Below are 18704 nucleotides of genomic sequence, written 5' to 3' on the forward strand. Positions count from 1 at the left end.
CCTCTTTGCCAATCCATGGCTCAAATAAAAAAGAAACAGCGGCAGCCCCGGACGGGAATATAAATTCCGGGACTACCGCTGTTTTATTGAGTGCTATTATCCGTGCAGTCCCCTGCACGAGAGCCGGGAGAAGTTTCGCCTCTCGCTGCAAGGGAGGCCATGGGAGGCCATATGAGCTGCAAGCCAAATCGGAACCGCAGTTAAAATTGCAAGCGAATTTGTGCGGAGCCGGTGAAGTTATCGATCCGGACAGTTTCCTCCTGCGGCGCGTAGATGCCGCCCGATACGTTAACGGGGATTCTGCCCTTCGGATGCGGCAGCCGCACCGTTACGGAAGCCGGCCTGCGGTCGGAATCGGTACCAACTGTCGCGACGATTTCTCCTTGCTCCAGTCTGGATTCCACACGCAAGGAAATCGGTCCGAAATAGGAAGCCGCATTGGAAAGCTCGATTACCTTTCCGTGCTCCAGCCACTTGCGCGGAATTCCCGGCAGAAGCTTCAATAAGATGCCTTCCTCCATATAGAGCATCCAGCGGGTTTGCATAAGAAACCAGCCTTCCTCATGCGTCTTATGAGGGCTCGCCTGGAAGAAATGTTCCCAGAACGAATGCGTTTCCCGGTCCGCCAATCCGCTGAAGCCATTGTAATAGGCTTTAAGAAACGGCTTTACTTCGCCGCGCTTCAGGTGCACCCAGGGATGAATGCTGTAGTAAGGCTGACTGAACGCTACGTTTCGCGTACACATCAGTTCATTGTGAAAATTCAACAGGAAGCCCGTTTCCCGGTCTCCGGGCTGAATGACTTCTTGCAGTGCCAGATAAAGCGGGCCAAGCAGCGAATCGCGCGCTACGAAAGAACCGTGCGTCAGCCATCTGGCGCTTTCGGCATACAGGGACAGAGGGCCGCGATGCTCAACCCACGGAGGGGCGGTCGGCACCCAACTGCCATCTCCCAGAGGGACTACCGGCGAACGGGCGATAGAGGAAAGGAACTGGGTCCGGATATCCAGCTTCAAGGCCTCCGCGGTCTCGCGGATCGAAGCGGATGCCTGCGGGTCCGTTGCCTCCAGCAATTCGGCAAGGCGGCTTAAGCCGATATACGCATAGCCGTTGAGCATAAACGAATGGAACGGATCCTCCGGATCGGCTGTTTTCCCTTCCAGCATGCCGTATCCTTTGCCGCGGAGCTCTTCTTTAAGATTGCGTTCCCGCCATGCGACAATATACGTGTAGGCCTTCAGCAGCTTTGGCTTGATTTCGGCAATCCACTGTTCGTCCCGCGTGTAGCGGTAGTGCTCCCCAATGCTCCATAGAGCAGCTCCTGTTTCCAGCATGTAACCGCCGAAATTCTGAATAAAACCATCCTCATGCTGCTTATCCAGAAAAAACATCAACGATCGTTTGGCGGTCTCAGCCTGGCCCATGGAATCCATAAATTGCACGATCGGCGAGCTCTCCGAGCCGATTGCCGTATAGACGCCGATGGTCGGAACGATCGTCCCCTCCTGCTCCAGGCCGTAAGCTACCAGCTCCAGGTGGAGCAGTCCCGCCTTCATCATTTCCTCCACCCGCGGTTCAGGCAAGCGGATCTGCGTAGCGCGCGACAGCTTCTCGTGCCAGAAATCGCGGCATTCCTGCAGACGCTCCCCGAAGCTCTGGCTAATCAACCGCTTGGCGCGTTCCCTTGAGATCGGCCGGTGAGGCAAATAGAATTCGAAGACCGCGGATTCTCCCGGTTTAATCAAGATCGCCGTTTCCTCTTGGGCAAGCGGCTTGCCATTCAACTTGGAAACCGTGCATACACGGTCCTCCGAGAAGCTGACGAATCCTTCCTGGCCATCGAACGAATAGTTGGTTGTATTGTTCATCACATAAGCATTTGGTACGACGTTCTTAAACCACGCATACCGCGGTACTTTTGCTGTATTTGTCGCTTCGCAGCGGAAATACAGAACCGTCTCTTCCGCCTGCTCCAGCTCTTCCGGCAGCAAGCCTGTCCGCTGCTCCTCCTGCTCCGGCGTCAGCATATGACCATGGCCATAACCGTCTGCAACCAGATAATGTGTCCCCCGCAGCGACTGGCGGCTCAGCTTCGAATGCTCATAAGAAACGAATGAGGTTCCTTGATACAGAATGTCATCGTCAGTTATGGTCGTATGCAGAATCGGGAGGATACCTTCCTCAAGTCTCCGCTTGATATCGTCTACACAGCCGATTCCACGTCCTAATAAGTAACGGTAACGAACCGGCTGATCATCATTCTCGGGGAGAGTCGTTTCCATCCCGTGAAACCGCGGCTGAACCCAATCCCACAGCCGTTCTTCGCCGCCAATGCCGCGAAATCCGACACCGAAAATACGCATATCGCGTGATAAACCCAGCCACGTTTGTCCGGGATTATCGCGTGTATGACGGGCAGCGTCCTCATACCCTTCCTCCGCCTCGCTCTCGATCTGCTGCAAATTGCTGAGCAGCCCGGATTCACGGATGGATTGCTCGATTTCCCCATACGTCCTGCTGTCATCAGCCGTCGTTACAATCGCTTCGTAGGCAGGGATATAGATGGGGTACTGCTTGTTCACATCCCGCAGGAAAAAGCTAAACGGGTTGGCCTCGGTATCGAGCATGACGATAGCCGGCGCGCTCTGCCCATCCCCATCGCTCTCCACGGTCAACAGCAGCCTGCTGGAAGCCGATAAGTTGAATACGCCGTCAATCGACGCTGTCCCTCCTTCCGCACCGTTGGCCGGCTGCAAGCTGTTGATCGTTCCGCCTGATACATCGACTCGGCCTTGAATACCCTTATTTTTCCACTCGACCGCAAGTTTCGTCATCATCATCTTTAGAATACTCCCTTCTTCGGATGCGTTTATGGCAGCAGGGTACCCGCTACCCCGCGCGGCCAGGCTTTGGCCCGGATGAATCCTTCCGCATAACGGACCCCGCATTGAAATCCCCGGTACTTGGCGCTTACTTCTACCATTTCCATGATCGATCCGCCGTATTGATCCGATAGCCAGTCGTTTACCTGGCTGTGGTGCTCATGAAGCGCTTGCATTTTCATATCCAGCGAGTCGCTGATATCCACATATTCATCAGGCACGAATCCAACGCCTGCAAGACTATCCATAAAATAAACAACCGGTATTTTCTCGCAGGGAGGCGCCTCCGTAACGATATTCGGGACCGTCGTCATAATGGCCACATCGTTCGCCATTTGGCCCGTAACCGTATGATCCGGATTATACAGATCGCCCGGCCAATGCGTCAGAATCACATCCGGCCGGCACTTGCGGATCACATTGATAAGCGCCAGTCTCGTTTCTTCATTGTCAAACAGGAATTCGTCCCGAAATCCCAGCCAGAACAATTGGGCCCCCAGCCGGGCAGCGGCCTTCTCGGCTTCTTCTTGTCGTACTCTGGCCACTTCTTCCTTCGGCCACGTAGGATGTCCAACCTCCCCGTTAGTCGTAATGGCGATGAATACTTCGTCCCCCCTCTTGCTGTATTTGGCAAGCGTTCCTCCTACCAATATTTCAGCATCATCAGGGTGCGCACAACAGGCTAACACTCTCACAATATGACCGCCTTTCTAGGTTTGGCTTGATTATATCAACCTCCTTCCAGCCTGACATCCGATAATCAGAACGAATTTCATGTCAATCTGAAACAAAAAAAACCGCCAATCAAGCCCTCCCCATTGGATGGTGATTGAACGGCGGTTAAACCTCCTGGCGCCCGGGTCCCAGGGTTCTATCGCAGAGGACGCGGCGGAGGATCGGATCTCCCCTGCAATAATGGCAGTGTAATCGTCACACTCGTTCCCACATTCACTTTGCTCCTGATTTCCATCGTCCCTTGATGACTCTGAATAATACGCTGACTGACCATAATGCCGAGCCCTGTCCCACTATCCTTGCCAGTAAAAAAAGGATCGCCAAGCTTTGAAATCATGTCTTCCGGAATCCCGATTCCTTGATCAACAATCGAGATGGATACTTCCCCGCTTCCTTTATAGTCCAAACTGATCTGAATTTGCCCACCTTCCGGCATCGCTTCTATCGCATTTTTAAGCAGATTGATAAAGACCTGCTTGAGTTGATTTTCCTCGCAGGAAATCAGGCCGGTTTCGATATTAAAGTGAGTAAGAAATTCAATGTCGCACAGATGCGCCTGGCTGTCCAGCAGGGAGATGACATCACCTAGAATAAAACGGACATCCTTCTCCTCAAAACGGGTCGCCTGAGGCTTCGCAAGAATGAGAAATTCCCCTACAATTAAATTAATTCTGTCCAGCTCGGAAAGCATAATGTCGACATGCTTGGTATTCAGCTTGTTTGTCTCCAACTGGAGCTGCAGAAAACCACGCAGCGTAGTCAGCGGATTGCGGATTTCATGAGCGACCCCAGCGGCCAGCTGCCCGACCGTTGTCAGTTTCTCTGACCGGCGCAGCAGTTCCTCCATTTTATTTCGGCTCGTCATATCCCGGGTGATGCTGGCAATGGCGTGAATCGCGCCATTCTTGTCCCTGATCGGCGAAGACGTTACACTGACGGAGATCCATTCCCCTTCTTTGGTAATCCGAACCGTCTCTCTTGCCGTCAAATGCTTGCCTGACTTGAGCCCCTCCATCGTGTGCAGCTCCTCCGCATGCAGATGCTCCGGAACCAGGGGCAGGATATTCCCGACCGCATCATCCGCCGAGTAGCCCAGCAGCTCCTCGAAAGCCCGGTTGACCTGGGTTACACGGCCCTTCAAATCAACGACATGAATGGCATCGGTCGTATGATTGATAAAGGATTCCAGATATTCCTTCATGGAGCGGTTCTCTTCGAATGCCATCTTGAGCTTGGTCATATAGATGCCCAGATTCTTGGACATGGCATTGACACGCTTGGCAAGCTGCCCAATTTCATCCTTGCGCTTAACTTCGATTGAATTATCAAACCGCCCAAAGGAGACTTCGTTGATCTTCCATAATATCGAACGGATGGGGCGAATCAGGAAATCGGACAACCAATAACTGCAGAATACGACGATGATAAGTAAAATAGCGGAAATAAAAAGCTGATTATTGCGCTGTTCATCGATTTGCCGGTTAATCGGCTTGGCATCGAGAACCAGGCCAATCACATAAGGGACGGGGGATGTTACCTGGACGAAGCTTTTAATGACATCTTGCCCTTTGATTTTCGTATATCGAAAAACATTGTCGCCCTGCGATGCCGCCAGGATGTTTTTTTCGTCCATCTTTATTTCCTGATACTCGTAGCTTCCGAAGGATACAGGATGCTGCATCATTTCCGGGACGCTAATCATTTTCGGTATTTCGCCGACAGGCCCCTTGCCGAACAAGACTGGATTGAAGCCGCTGACCTCCAGCACCGTCAGTTTATTGGTCATACTTTGTGATAAGTCAGAGACGAGGTTGATTTCCCCTAAGCCCCGGGGCTGGTTGTTTTGAATAAAGCTGACAAGGATATAACCGCGGTCCTCCATCTGATAGAAGCCCCACTTGCCAGAGTCGCCGGGTGTAGTGTCGGACGTGTTAAATTCAATTGCGCTTGTCCAGAAATCATTGCTTTTTTTCAGGTCGGATAGTCCTTCTTGCGGAACTTGATTCGGCTTTCCCAGGCTTTTTATGGTGAGTCCGCCCAGCTTCGGATCTGACGAACTCCGGATCCTATATTCTCCATCGCTCGGTATAATAACCGAAAGATGCGTTAACCCAAGCCGATCAGATAACTGTTCCAGCTGTGTGCCCGTAACAGCATTCACATCTTTCCCCAGCAGCATGGCGGCTTCTGCCGAAGCCACCTTCAACTTTTCATCAAAAACCGTTTGCAGCAGCTCATATTCTCTGATATGTTGGGCCATGGAGGAAGCAATCATTTCACTGATGTAAGTCATATTGAATTGAGTCTCGGCCCTCAGGTTGACCCGGGTATAATATTCGTTCAAAATTACATTAACAAGCAAAAGTATAAATACAATAAACGACATCATGAACGATAGCTTCGTTTTTACCGACAACTAACGACACACCCTTTGGCGAGCTTGTGGACATCTAATTGGATCATAACATATTTGTCATAAAATGAAAGTAATCGTCGCCATGATTGCAGAGCGAATTGCGCTTATTTTTATAATTACCCACAATTCTATCCCCAAATTCACAAAGAAATCCACAATTTGTGGACAACTCTGTGTATAATGCATTAGTTATGCACAGAGTTGTCCACACGCTGTTAACAACGAATATTTGTTCGCGGCACAATCGTAGAATTAAATGGTAAGCCCGGTCATCCGCAACAGAATTATCTGAATTCAGGAGGAAGCAGAACGGTAATGAACAATACTTATTTTCAAGACAAGGATCGACAATGGATGAATGCTGCGATTGAAGAAGCTTTGAAAGCAGAACGGCTTGGAGAGGTCCCCATCGGAGCGGTAATCGTGCGAGGTAACGAAATTGTAGGAAAAGGGCATAATTTACGCGAAACCTCCATGGACCCAACCGCCCATGCCGAGATTATTGCCATCCGTGAAGCCAGCCATGCACTTGGCGCCTGGAGGCTGTTGGATTGCTCCCTTTATGTCACGCTGGAGCCTTGTCCGATGTGTGCTGGGGCGCTGGTCCAAAGCCGCATCAAGAAGGTCGTCTACGGCACGGCAGACCCGAAGGCCGGCTGTGCCGGCACCCTGATGAATCTGCTGCAGGATCCGCGGTTTAATCATGAAACCGAGCTCGTCAGCGGCTTGCTTCAGGAAGAATGCGCCGCGTTGCTGACGCAATTTTTTCGCCGATTAAGAGGGCGGCTGTAAAGATTTATCAATGGCGGACTGTAAGGATAGGGATGCTCTTATCGATTCAGCTCTCTTTTTTGGATATTTTGCAGGCTTACAATAAGCTGGTCGGCTGCTTCGCTGATCGCAAGCACCTCGGGGTCCGTTAAACTTCCGCGTGTCTCCGCAGCTTCCTGAAGTTTGATGCGAAGAATGCACAATTCATCGAGCAGCTGTTTTTTGTCGTTCATAACTACTTGCGAATCGCTCCTATCACCTCTTGGGTTACATTCAGTAACAATTTAATTATACTCTTATCTTTTACAGGATTTTGTAAAAACTTGTCGATAGTTCTCCGTTTTTCCGAGTTTTATTTCGACATTATTCTACAATTATTTTCCTTATTCGTGAGGATATCCCTTGGTTTCTGGCCTAATTAGCGGATATTCGAGGTTTTTCTGGTTTCTTTTTCCTAACAGGTATTTAGTCCTGTTTGCAGCCATCGGCAGATTCCTTTTTCGCACTTCTTGTGCACAGGCTTGCACGTTCTTAAGCAAACGTGATATTATAATTGTTGCCGCGCGCCCGTAGCTCAGCAGGATAGAGCGACAGTTTCCTAAACTGCAGGTCGTACGTTCGAATCGTATCGGGCGCGCCATTTTCTTTGACACTCCTTGCCTTGCCTCGATCTCACGGTCGAAGCAGGGCAATTATTTTTTGATAGCCAATATCCCAAAGAGGGAGCATGCATCTTTATGACGGAAGACAACAACCGTTTGTGGGAAGAACTGATGGCCTCCGCCCGCTTCCAGGTGGGGATTGCCGACTATACGAAGGTATCTCGTTCTTGGCAGGAATCCAGTGTGGTGCCGACTTTTAACCGTTTCTATCTAATTGAAGAGGGTGAAGGTTCGATACGCATTGAGGATAAAGTCTTCTACCCTATCCCGAGACAGATTGTACTGATGCCCGCCGGCGTGCGCCAGGGCTATTCCACCATCAGCGATAATACGTTCCGCAAGTATTGGTGCCATTTCACGGCCACGCTTGGCGATTTGAGATTGTTCGATATTATGGAAACGCCTTATGTCCTTACCATCGAAGATGAAGATCATTGGCAGCATTGGCTATTCCTCTTCCGTTCCTTGAAGCAATACATGAAGCGAGATACGATTGCGGCAGGCTTTCGCGTCAACGCGCTTATTATGGAGATTATGGCTTGTTTCATCGAACAAATCGGGGAAGTCAAAATCAATCGCAGCTCAGCAGTGGTTGATAAAATCCACACCGCCATTACTTACATGGAGCAGCGGTTTGAAGAGCAGCTGACGATTGATGAACTGGCCAAACTGGTGCATTACCATCCGAATTATTTTATCCAGGTGTTTAAACAATTCACCGGCCGCTCCCCCATTCAATATCTCAATGTCATGCGGGTGGACAAAGCGAAGCAGTGGCTATCCACGACTGACCTGCCTGTTTCCGAAATAGCGGATCGTGTAGGCATGACCTTATTCTATTTCTCCCGTCTGTTCAAGGAGCATAGCGGTTTCACCCCTTCCGGCTATCGCCAGATCAGCAGAAAATAAAGCCGACTTCGGTCTTTTGTTATCCATATGCAAAAAATGCGCTCTTTCAGGTCAAACCCTGGAAGAGCGCATTTTTTTAGTTTTGAACCTTTAAATCAGATACTTGAAATGAAATTACATACCTTCTTCTGTATCAGACATATCGTCCAAGTCGGAGAAATCGTCTGAACCATCCAGACCGTCCAGACCATCCAGACCGTCCAGACCGTCCATACTGCCGGCACCCATCATATTCCCGATTTCTTCTACAGGGATAGCGCCTTCCGGAATACCATACTCGAATTTAACATCCTTATTAATATCCGCGTATGTCATCACCATATGAGCGGCAAGCTTCACCGTGTCTGAACCTTCGGTAAAGTCCATATTCATCGTCATATCCTGGTAAGTCAGGTAATCCTTCTCAATACCGCTGGTCAACGAGAACTCATTGACTTTAAGCGATTTTTTAATTTCAGCGATTGCATCCTTGACTTCACCTTCTTCTGTGCCAGCCACTTCTTTCTTGGCTTCTTCCAAGTCTTCTTTGCTTACCTGAAGGGTCTTCATATACTCTTCATTATTAAGAATAAGATCGATGATTTGCGGAGCGACTTTTTCCATCACAGTCGTAATAGCAGCCTCGAAATTTTGCGGGTTAATCGCGAAACGGACAAAATGGTCGCCTTTATAATCTTCCGGCACCCATTTCACTTCTTCAGCCTTAGGCTCGCTGAAATACGTTTTTTCGTCGAAATTGTCCAAGGTTGTCTTCATGATATCCTGGCTCAATTTTTGCAGGGAAGCCGCATCCGGCATCGTAGCTCCGCCCTGTTCTTCAGCCAGCTTCTTCACGTCGATTTCGACAAACTTCCCGGCGATCGTTTCGGGAATGGGAAAGCCCGGAATCGTCGGTACTCTTACCCATACTTTATCTTGCGTTATGATAATAGGCACTTTCAGATTAAATTTCATATCCTCGCTGCCCAGTGCCATATCCATTGTGAACTCAGCATGCTGAGGATCTGTTTGGATTACACCGTTCATATTAATCTTTGCACCTTGAAGGAAACTAACAACTCCCGATGCCATGGCGGCACTTGAGCTGTCGCTAAGCGCACTATCCGGCAGCGTAACATTATCAACACCAAAGGACCCCTTAAAGGTCATCGTTTTTGCTTCCTGCATTTTGGTCAGCGCGGACGTAACAGCCTCTTTAGGCGGTTTTGCTTTGCTGCAGCCTGCCACGACAACCATCATGACGGCTAATAATAAAATAAGTCCAGCTTTAATACTCTTCATTCGTTCTTCCCCTCCAGTTTTTAAAAGCAACTCTCATTCTAACCCAAAATTGCCTATCGCGAAAGTCTTTTGTAAGATATATCCATGCAAAATACCCCCGTTTCCCGGATATTTAACCGGAAAAAGGGGGTAGTAAGCAACTTTTACCAAATCTTTAACTTTGTTAGCCTTCGGCGTTATTATGGCGGCTATGATTGCGCTGCTTCACCTTTTTCGAACCCGATAAAGGCTCTGGCTGAGCATGGTTAGATTTAGGCTGCTCCTGATGGTTATAAGGGTTGGGAACCGGGATGCTGTCTGGTTTACTCATCGCTTATTCCTCCTCTTTTATTTAGATTCTTTAACTCCTCGGATGCCTCAAGTCGGTCGGTTCGTCATGATTCAACGCATCCTGGTGACGGCGGTCGTTTTTGTCCTGTTGAAGCTGCTGGGCATGATGGCTGTTAACGGGATGAATATCCAGCGCCTCGACAACATTACTCAGGTTTTTATCGGCTTTACCTTTATTCCTGGTCATTCATCTAACCTGCCTTTAATTGGATTGGTTTAGGCATTCGTCAAAACATGCAGCGCTTGGGCACATTCATGAATATGACGGGTGTAGTCCTGCACAAGCTCCTGGATCGTGTCCGTCCTCTCATCAACCGAGCGTCCGTCCTTCTCCACATCAACCAGTGTAACCTGAATTTCACGGCTATCCACGTAAGTAGCTTTAAAGTCAAAGCTGTACATCTGGTGGCCGGCCGACTCCAACGTTATACGCAGGCCCCGCGAATCCGCTTCATCCTTCAAGACAGAGACGCGGTCCGCTTCATTTACATATTCCGGCAGCGTGTGCTGCCAAGCATCTGCCAGCTGCTGCTGATCGATATGAAGCTTATCTTGTTTACTCATCCCTTACCACCTCCATGCGGATAATATGCCGAGATGGAGCTGTTTTTATCCGGTCCTTGTTTCGTGAAAAAACATAAAAAAGCACGTAAGCATGAATGCCTACGTGCTGAATATTTTGTAAGTTGGCGGAGAGGGTGGGATTCGAACCCACGTGGACTTGCGCCCTAACGGTTTTCAAGACCGCCCCGTTATGACCGCTTCGGTACCTCTCCAGCTAATGCATGACTCAAGGTCACAAGATATATTGTACCACAGGCCAAATTAAATAAGCAACTGCAACTTTTGCCTGTGCAAAATGAAACGGCTGTCGCCATCCTCTGATGGCGCAGCCTCCTCATAAAAATAAAGGGTGAACACCTATACTTGCTTTTGTTTGAATAAAATCAAGAACGGGAATCAATTACCTCTAATCCGCCCATATACGGACGCAAAACCTGAGGAACAATAATCGAGCCGTCAGCCTGCTGATAATTCTCAAGAATTGCCGCAACCGTCCGACCGATCGCGAGCCCGGAGCCATTAAGGGTGTGCACAAACTCCGGTTTGCTTTTGGAGTCCCGCCGGAACCGGATGTTGGCTCTGCGCGCCTGGAAATCCTCAAAATTGGAACAAGAGGAAATTTCACGGTAGGTGCCGCCGCTTGGCAGCCACACTTCAATGTCGTAGGTCTTGGCTGACGAGAAGCCCATATCGCCCGTACAAAGCGTCAGAACCCGGTAAGGCAATGCCAACAGCTGCAGCACGGTCTCCGCGTTCAGCGTGAGCGACTCGAGCTCTGTGTGCGAATCCTCAGGCTTGCACAGCTTCACCAGTTCCACTTTATTAAACTGATGCTGGCGGATAAGCCCTCTTGTATCTCGTCCGGCAGCTCCGGCTTCCGAACGGAAGCAAGCGCTATAGGCGACAAAATTCTTGGGCAAATCCTCTGCGGACAAAATCTCGTCCCGATGAATATTGGTGACCGGCACTTCCGCCGTCGGAATCAGATAATATTCCGTTCCCGCAAGCTTGAACAAATCTTCCTCAAATTTCGGCAGCTGGCCCGTTCCCACCAGGCTATCCCGGTTCACGATATAAGGCGGCAGCAGCTCCTCATAGCCATGCTTATCGCTGTGCAAATCCATCATGAAGTTGATCAGCGCGCGCTCCAGACGCGCCCCTAATCCACGGTAGAACACGAACCTCGAGCCCGTGACTTTCCCGGCAGCCTCGAAGTCGAGAATGCCCAGATCCTGAGCAAGCTCCCAATGCGCTTTCGGCTCAAACCCAAGCTCCGTTACCTCGCCCACCCGGCGTATCTCCACATTATCCGTTTCCGAAGCCCCTACAGGCACACTCTCATGAGGAATATTGGGAATAGCCAGCATCAATTCGGCAATCTCCGCTTCTACGGTGCGAACCTCTTCATCGAGCGCCTTGATACGGTCCCCGACCTCACGCATTTCTACAATAAGGCTTTCCGCGTCGCCACCGCTTTTCTTCAGCTTGGCCACTTCCTGAGAAACCGTGTTCCGGCGGCTTTTCAGCTGTTCGCTTTCCTGCAGCAGATCCCGCCATTTGGTATCCAATACGGGAAATTCGCTGATGAGCTCTGCGGATTTGCCGCGATTTTTCAGGGCCAACTCAACTTTATTGAAATCATTTCTAAGTAATTTAACATCCAACACGAAAAGGTAACCCCTCTCTGATTATGCAATCGCTATCGATCAAGAAGAAACGGCTAACGCCGTCCTTCCTTGGCTTAGCCAAGTTTCTTCCCATAGAAATATAAGCCTGCTATAGGTGAAAACTTATACGTTCTTATATGTTAACAAAAAGACTGCGAATCCGCAGTCTCTTCTTTTTCTAACGCGCTGGCTGAGCCGCTTCCTTCACCATGCCCAGGAAATAGGCATGCAGCCGATAGTCATCCGTCAGCTCCGGATGGTAGGAGGAAACGAGCAGATGGCCCTGTCTGGCCGTCACAATCTCGTCATGATACGTAGAGAGCACTTCAACGCCTCTACCCACTCCCTTGATCAGTGGAGCGCGGATAAAGACCGCTCTGATGGGTTCATCGATGCCGATGACATCCAGATCCGTCTCAAAGCTCTCCCGCTGACGCCCGAAGGCATTGCGGGCGACAGTCATATCCATCAGCTGCAAATGGGCATCTTCCTGCCCTTCAATCCGGTCTGCCAGCACAATAAGACCCGCACAGGTGCCAAATATCGGCTTGCCGGCTTCAGAGAAGCTGCGAATGGCATCCATGAAGCCGTATTTGCGCATCAGTTTGCCAATCGTCGTGCTTTCCCCGCCCGGGATAATCAGCCCACCCAGCTCATTGAGCTGCTCAGGCTGCTTGATCGCAACAGGCTCTCCGCCGGCTGCCTGAATACTCCGCATATGCTCGGCAACGGCGCCCTGCAGCGCCAATACGCCAATCTTCATTTCGTATGCCTTCTTTCTTTGCCAGCTACGTTTACAAACCGCGATCTTGCATTCTTTGTGCCGGTTCCAGCTTGGAAATTTCAATGCCTTTCATTGGAGCACCCAGGTTCTTGGATACTTCCGCGATCAGCTTGTAGTCGGTGTAATGGGTTGTTGCTTCCACAATCGCGCGTGCAAACTTCTCCGGATTGTCGGATTTGAAAATACCCGAACCCACGAATACGCCATCTGCGCCCAGATGCATCATAAGAGCCGCATCGGATGGTGTCGCAATGCCGCCTGCCGCAAAGTTAACGACCGGGAGCTTGCCGCTCTCATGAACCTGAAGCAGCAGTTCATACGGTACGCCCAGAACCTTTGCTTCCGCATACAGCTCGTCTTTTGCCAGGTTTTGCACTTTGCGGATTTGGCCGGTAATAATACGCATATGACGGACAGCCTCAACGATATTGCCCGTTCCCGGCTCGCCTTTGGTACGCATCATTGCCGCACCTTCCTGAATGCGTCGCAGCGCTTCGCCCAGGTCCTTGGCTCCATTGACGAAAGGAACCGTAAACTCGCGCTTGTCGATATGGAATACTTCGTCAGCGGGAGTGAGCACTTCGCTCTCATCGATGTAATCCGCTCCGAGTGCTTCAAGTACTCTTGCTTCTACATAATGTCCGATACGGGCCTTAGCCATAACCGGGATCGATACGACCTTCATAACCTCTTCGAGAATGGTCGGGTCGGCCATACGGGCAACTCCGCCTGCAGCGCGAATATCGGAAGGAACCCGCTCCAGCGCCATAACGGCGGTAGCGCCTGCAGCCTCTGCTATTTTAGCTTGCTCGGCGCTCATAACGTCCATAATGACGCCGCCTTTTTGCATTTCGGCCATACCTCTTTTTACACGTGATGTACCTGTTTCCATGATCCAATATCCTCCTAAAATGATCTACTTTTTGGTTCAATATCCGAGTTAGCTCTAACCATTTATTTTACATGATCCGTCCCGAATGGACAACCATTAAGTACAGTAAAATACTTGGCATTGCAAGTCATTAGAACAAATCCACGATACCTTTAAACAATCCGACAAAGAAGCTCCCGATAGCCCGGAACATCAGGCGCCACCAGCTGCCTTTCTCCACTTCCTCGGAAGCGATCAGGTCAACCTTCTTCTCGATGGTTTCGCCAGTATCGGCATCCTTGTAGGAATAAGTCGCCGAGCCGACCACTTGCCCCTGTTTGATGGGAGCGACCAGTTTATCTTCTTCCAGCAGGGTCACTTTTGGCTCGGAAATTTGCGGCTCGACACCTTTCTTGACCAGGAAGGTCATGTCGTTCGCCGTTACAACAGGCACCGACTTGGAAACACCCTTCTTTATTTTGACCGTTTCTGCGTCTTTTACCACCGATTTGGGAGCAACAACGGTTTTCTTCTCAAAATTGTTGAAGCCGTAGTCAAGCAGCTTCGCCGTTTCATAAAAACGGGATTCCTTGGAGCCAGCACCCATGACAACGGAAATCAGCCGCATGTCGCCACGCTTGGCCGTGCCTGTGAAGCAGTAGCCGGCTGCCCCGATATAACCTGTCTTCATCCCGTCCAGGCCCTCATAGGCAAATTTCTTGAAGCTCGTTACATTCTTGTTGCTTCCCAGCATCCAATTCCAATTAACCATGGCATTCTTGTCGCGTTCCCGAAATTTATAGGATTGGAGCTTGGAATATTCCAGAAATTCAGGATGCTGCTGCAGCAAAATTCTTGCAAATTTGGCAAGCTCCGCTGCCGAAATCACCGTCGTGTCTAGAAGTCCCGTCGCCGAGGTGAAATGGGCGGTATTCAGTCCAAGCTTTTTCGCCGTCTCGTTCATCTTTTGAACGAAGCCTTGTTCGGTGCCGCCACCGATATGATTCGCCAACGCTACGGTCGCATCATTGGCGGAACCGACAGCCATCGCTATGTACAACTCTTTTACAGTATGCTTGTCGCCTTCGGCCAAATAAATTTGCGATCCATCCGCAGGTGTAGAGGCCGCTTCTTTTGTGACCGTTACGATATCTTCCCATTTAAGCCGTTTTTCCTTGATTTCTTCCAGCACGATATATTCCGTCATCATTTTTGTCATACTTGCAGGGGGACGAACGTCATCCTGTTTCACCTGATAAAGCACCTGACCGGTATCCGCGTCAATCAGGATGGCTGATTGAACCTCAAGTCCAAGCGAATTCGGTGAATAACTGTTTTTTGCAGGGGCGGCGGAAGCTGATGCCGAACCTATGAACATAGTAAAAAGCAAACCGACCAATAATGCGGAGATCGCCGATACGAGACGTACCGGTCTTTTATTCGGTTCCAACGTCTTCTCTCCCTCTTCCAGTAGATTGTCTATCGATTATTGTACCACACGAAGAGTACATGAAAAAAGAGAGGCAGGGAAATGGGTGATTCCACACCATTTCCCTGCCTTGGCACGAACCTTCTATCTAGAATTCTAGCTGATTCCTATAGCAGGTTACAATAAGCGAATGTTGCCTATAGATTAAATAACTCTCATGTTTGGTTTATAGCGAATAATTTGGCGCTTCTTTGGTTATTTGAACATCATGCGGATGGCTTTCACGCAGACCCGCGTTGGTGATCCGGACAAATTGGGTGTCATGCTTGAGCTCTTCAATATTTTTGGTTCCACAATAACCCATGCCTGAACGCAGTCCGCCAATCAACTGATGCACGGTATCGGCAAGCGGCCCTTTATAAGCGACGCGGCCTTCGATCCCTTCCGGAACGAGTTTATTCTCATTCTCCTGGAAGTACCGGTCTTTGCTTCCTTCTTTCATGGCTCCAAGCGAACCCATGCCGCGGTAGACTTTGAAACGGCGTCCCTGGTAAATTTCCGATTCGCCCGGGCTTTCTTCCGTTCCGGCAAACAGACTGCCAATCATAATGGCGCTGGCGCCAGAGGCAATCGCTTTGGTCACATCCCCCGAATATTTAATCCCTCCATCTGCAATAACCGGCACATTATACTCACGAGCCACGCTGGCACAATCATAAATAGCCGTAATCTGCGGAACGCCGATACCGGCGATGATCCGGGTGGTACAAATAGATCCTGGTCCCATACCGACTTTAACAACCGATGCACCTGCTTCTATCAGATCGCGCGTACCTTCGCCCGTTGCTACATTTCCGGCTACGATAACCAGGTCCGCATATTTCTGGCGAATCTTCCGCACCATATCCAGCACATTGATCTGATGGCCATGCGCCGTATCCACAACCAATACATCTACTCCAGTCTGTACAAGGGCATCTGCTCGCTCCAGCGTATCTTTGGCAATCCCGACCGCTGCGCCGCATAGCAGCCTTCCCTGGGTATCCTTTGCAGCGTGAGGAAATTGAATGGCTTTCTCAATATCTTTGATTGTAATAAGACCCTTCAGCGTGTTCGTCTCGTCCACCAGCGGAAGCTTCTCGATCTTATGTTTCTGCAGCAACCCCTCTGCCTGCTGCAGCGTAGTGCCTACAGGGGCGGTCACAAGCTGCTCATGAGTCATCACTTCGCTGACCTTCATCGAATAATCGTGGACAAAACGCAAATCACGATTCGTCAAAATCCCCACCAGCTTCTGGTTCTGATCGACAATCGGAACTCCGGATATACGGTATTTGCCCATCAATTCTTCGGCGTCGTATACATGGTGATCCGGTGTTAACGAGAACGGATTCGTAATGACGCCGCTCTCCGAGCGTTTCACCCTATCCACCTCTTCAGCCTGCTGCTGAATGGACATATTCTTATGAATGATCCCGATGCCGCCCTCACGCGCCATGGCAATCGCAAGAGCCGATTCCGTCACTGTATCCATGCCTGCACTGATCAGGGGGATATTCAGCTTTACATTTGCGCTTAGATGAACAGAAACGTCAACCTCCCGCGGTAATATTTCCGATTTACGCGGTACGAGCAGAACGTCATCAAAGGTCAATCCCTCTTTGGCGAATTTATTTTCCCACACTGGTACGTTCCTCCTCAAATGGTTTCCGAAAAAGGGAAGAAACGTCCGCCGCATGGCATGAAGACTGCTACGGAGATAATAATTATCTCGCGCTCGCTTCCAAGCCGATTCCACGGTAATACGAGTTCCTTCCCCTCAAAAAATATAAATAAAGTAAGAAGTTATTCAAACCTTTCTTATATTCCAACATCGGTTTTTTTTGTTGTAAATTTGATTCCACTCACTTATATTATTGCAATATTAGCAGAGGGGTTGGGGGCTGTCAAGGATTCGCGAACCGCCCAATATTGTCAATTTGACGAACGATAATCATATTTACAAGTCGGACTCCAAAGCAGGAATTCTTTTACACCCTGGTCCTTTGCGGCTTTAATTTGCGTGAGGATTTGATCTGCCCCATAATGCTGATGCGGCTTTACCCAGGTGGCCGTAAAACCCTGCAGCCAAGGGCGAATCCGGGCAGCTTTCTTGAAAGGGTCAGCGGATAAGGAATCGTTTCGAAGCCGGGCATCTTTCATCGCTTTATGGATAATCGCATAGGGCTGCAGATCGGGCTTGCTCACGCCGTACATGCCCTGAGAATAATGGGACGGGTAGGTCATCGGTGAAATCACATCCACAACGCTTGCAATCGATGGCCATATCTGACCGATACCCATATCGTCCTCCGAGGAAGTGACAAGTCCGAACACATCCGCCGAGAGAATTGCTCCTGCCCCGTGAATACGATCGCCGGCCTGCTGCAGAAAGTATTGAATAGCTTCGGCTTTGCTTTGACCGTTCCGATTGGCATACCGGACTTCCTTGTCCACCTTGGGTCCATTATCCGGAAAACGGACATAATCAAACTGGATTTCGTCAAAACCAAGCCGTGCCGCTTCTTCCGCTATCGCAATGTTATACGAATGCGGCGCAGTCTGGAAGGGATCGACCCATGCTTTATCCTGTTGGTCCTGCCATATGCCTCCGCTTTTCTTTTGCAAAGCCATTTCCGGTTTCTTTCGTATATAAAGAGGATCCTTAAACGTAACAATCCGGCCAATACAATAAATATTTCGGGAATGGAGCCGAGCGATCAATTCCCGCACATCACGAATCGCCGGCCGGGCGTTGGCCCCCATATTGCGCACTTCGGGCACATTGGACGTATACGTCATTTCCCCATAGTCGTTTTTGACATCTATTACAACCGCATTGAGGTCGGTTCTGTCGATCAATTGAATGAGCCGGTCCATCGGTTTTTGGCTGCCAGCCACCCATCCGGATATGTAGATGCCTCTAACGGGGTCCCGTGAAACTTTTGTATCCATATGTTCGGCATCGTAATGAGCGGAGGTTGGATAAACAAGCGACTTCTTTTGCTGAGAGGGCTGGGCCTTTAGGGATAAAGACCGGCTGGGCGGCGCTTCAACTGGCTGCACAAGAGAATTTTTGGATTGCTGAGGGGCTGAACCTCCTTTACGGAGATTATCGGCGGTGCATCCGGTAGTTCCGCACACAAGTACAAACATAATTATCCATGCGAGGTTGTGATGGCGTCTGATTGTCATGTTGCCGTTACACCTCCATTGTCCTGAATGATTGCTCGTAAGGTTAGTATGAGCATTCCGTTCCATTCCGTTGTAAAGGAGTTCTGACCAGAAATGGCGATTATTGGACAACAACAAAAAACCGACCGCAAACTGCGGTCGGCTTCTCGTGCTTGGCAACGTCCTACTC

Annotated in this window: 16 protein-coding genes and 2 tRNA genes; 3 read left to right on the forward strand and 15 right to left on the reverse strand. The window is 49.8% G+C overall.

Features of this window, described 5'->3' with window-relative positions:
* Positions 1–200: 200 nt before the first annotated feature.
* From IEY46_RS31770 to IEY46_RS31780, 3 genes are all read right to left on the reverse strand, one after another.
* Positions 201–2840, reverse strand: coding sequence for a glucosidase family protein (locus tag IEY46_RS31770; RefSeq protein WP_188999074.1), 2640 nt, complete (start codon positions 2838–2840; stop codon positions 201–203).
* A 29-nt stretch (positions 2841–2869) separates the two neighbouring features.
* Positions 2870–3577 carry a PIG-L deacetylase family protein gene (locus IEY46_RS31775; RefSeq protein WP_188999076.1) on the reverse strand — a complete coding sequence of 236 codons (708 nt, stop codon included), beginning with the start codon at positions 3575–3577 and terminating at the stop codon, positions 2870–2872.
* A 176-nt stretch (positions 3578–3753) separates the two neighbouring features.
* Positions 3754–6033 (reverse strand): ATP-binding protein, encoded by a 2280-nt coding sequence (locus IEY46_RS31780; RefSeq protein WP_229750678.1) that lies wholly within the window; start codon positions 6031–6033, stop codon positions 3754–3756.
* Positions 6034–6348: 315 nt separating this feature from the next.
* On the opposite strand from IEY46_RS31780, the gene tadA reads away from it, so the two are divergent.
* Positions 6349–6825, forward strand: coding sequence for a tRNA adenosine(34) deaminase TadA (gene tadA / locus IEY46_RS31785; RefSeq protein WP_188999079.1), 477 nt, complete (start codon positions 6349–6351; stop codon positions 6823–6825).
* 38 nt (positions 6826–6863) lie between these two features.
* Here the strand turns inward: tadA and IEY46_RS31790 are convergent, their stop codons facing one another.
* Positions 6864–7037 carry an aspartyl-phosphate phosphatase Spo0E family protein gene (locus tag IEY46_RS31790; protein ID WP_188999082.1) on the reverse strand — a complete coding sequence of 58 codons (174 nt, stop codon included), beginning with the start codon at positions 7035–7037 and terminating at the stop codon, positions 6864–6866.
* Positions 7038–7367: 330 nt separating this feature from the next.
* Between IEY46_RS31790 and IEY46_RS31795 the strand changes: the two genes are divergently transcribed.
* Both IEY46_RS31795 and IEY46_RS31800 read left to right on the forward strand, forming a co-directional pair.
* A tRNA-Arg gene (locus IEY46_RS31795) sits at positions 7368–7444 on the forward strand.
* Positions 7445–7541: 97 nt separating this feature from the next.
* The gene (locus tag IEY46_RS31800) at positions 7542–8375 is read left to right on the forward strand and encodes a helix-turn-helix transcriptional regulator (protein WP_188999084.1); all 834 of its coding nucleotides are present in this window, start codon (positions 7542–7544) and stop codon (positions 8373–8375) included.
* Positions 8376–8489: 114 nt separating this feature from the next.
* Here IEY46_RS31800 and IEY46_RS31805 read toward each other — a convergent pair whose 3' ends face one another.
* The 11 genes from IEY46_RS31805 to IEY46_RS31855 form a co-directional block, all read right to left on the reverse strand.
* Positions 8490–9656, reverse strand: a complete 1167-nt coding sequence (locus IEY46_RS31805; RefSeq protein ID WP_188999086.1) for a DUF6612 family protein — start codon at positions 9654–9656, stop codon at positions 8490–8492.
* 163 nt (positions 9657–9819) lie between these two features.
* A complete protein-coding gene (locus IEY46_RS31810; RefSeq protein ID WP_188999089.1) occupies positions 9820–9966 on the reverse strand; it encodes a small acid-soluble spore protein P in 147 nt (48 codons plus the stop codon).
* A 30-nt stretch (positions 9967–9996) separates the two neighbouring features.
* Positions 9997–10173, reverse strand: a complete 177-nt coding sequence (locus IEY46_RS31815; RefSeq protein WP_188999092.1) for a hypothetical protein — start codon at positions 10171–10173, stop codon at positions 9997–9999.
* Positions 10174–10202: 29 nt separating this feature from the next.
* Positions 10203–10550 (reverse strand): hypothetical protein, encoded by a 348-nt coding sequence (locus IEY46_RS31820; protein ID WP_188999095.1) that lies wholly within the window; start codon positions 10548–10550, stop codon positions 10203–10205.
* Between the two features lie 123 nt (positions 10551–10673).
* Positions 10674–10762 (reverse strand) — tRNA-Ser (locus IEY46_RS31825).
* A gap of 171 nt (positions 10763–10933) precedes the next feature.
* On the reverse strand, positions 10934–12217 hold the full coding sequence (serS, locus tag IEY46_RS31830) for a serine--tRNA ligase (protein WP_188999098.1): 1284 nt from the start codon (positions 12215–12217) through the stop codon (positions 10934–10936).
* Between the two features lie 178 nt (positions 12218–12395).
* The gene (gene pdxT / locus IEY46_RS31835; RefSeq protein WP_188999102.1) at positions 12396–12980 is read right to left on the reverse strand and encodes a pyridoxal 5'-phosphate synthase glutaminase subunit PdxT; all 585 of its coding nucleotides are present in this window, start codon (positions 12978–12980) and stop codon (positions 12396–12398) included.
* 31 nt (positions 12981–13011) lie between these two features.
* Positions 13012–13893 (reverse strand): pyridoxal 5'-phosphate synthase lyase subunit PdxS, encoded by an 882-nt coding sequence (pdxS, locus tag IEY46_RS31840; RefSeq protein ID WP_188999103.1) that lies wholly within the window; start codon positions 13891–13893, stop codon positions 13012–13014.
* A gap of 130 nt (positions 13894–14023) precedes the next feature.
* On the reverse strand, positions 14024–15250 hold the full coding sequence (locus tag IEY46_RS31845; protein ID WP_188999150.1) for a D-alanyl-D-alanine carboxypeptidase family protein: 1227 nt from the start codon (positions 15248–15250) through the stop codon (positions 14024–14026).
* A gap of 277 nt (positions 15251–15527) precedes the next feature.
* Positions 15528–16985 (reverse strand): IMP dehydrogenase, encoded by a 1458-nt coding sequence (guaB, locus tag IEY46_RS31850; RefSeq protein WP_188999106.1) that lies wholly within the window; start codon positions 16983–16985, stop codon positions 15528–15530.
* Positions 16986–17275: 290 nt separating this feature from the next.
* Positions 17276–18535, reverse strand: coding sequence for a putative glycoside hydrolase (locus IEY46_RS31855; protein ID WP_229750680.1), 1260 nt, complete (start codon positions 18533–18535; stop codon positions 17276–17278).
* Positions 18536–18704: the final 169 nt, after the last annotated feature.

Origin of the sequence: Paenibacillus nasutitermitis, from assembly GCF_014641075.1 — a bacterium.
Classification (GTDB): domain Bacteria; phylum Bacillota; class Bacilli; order Paenibacillales; family Paenibacillaceae; genus Paenibacillus_Z; species Paenibacillus_Z nasutitermitis.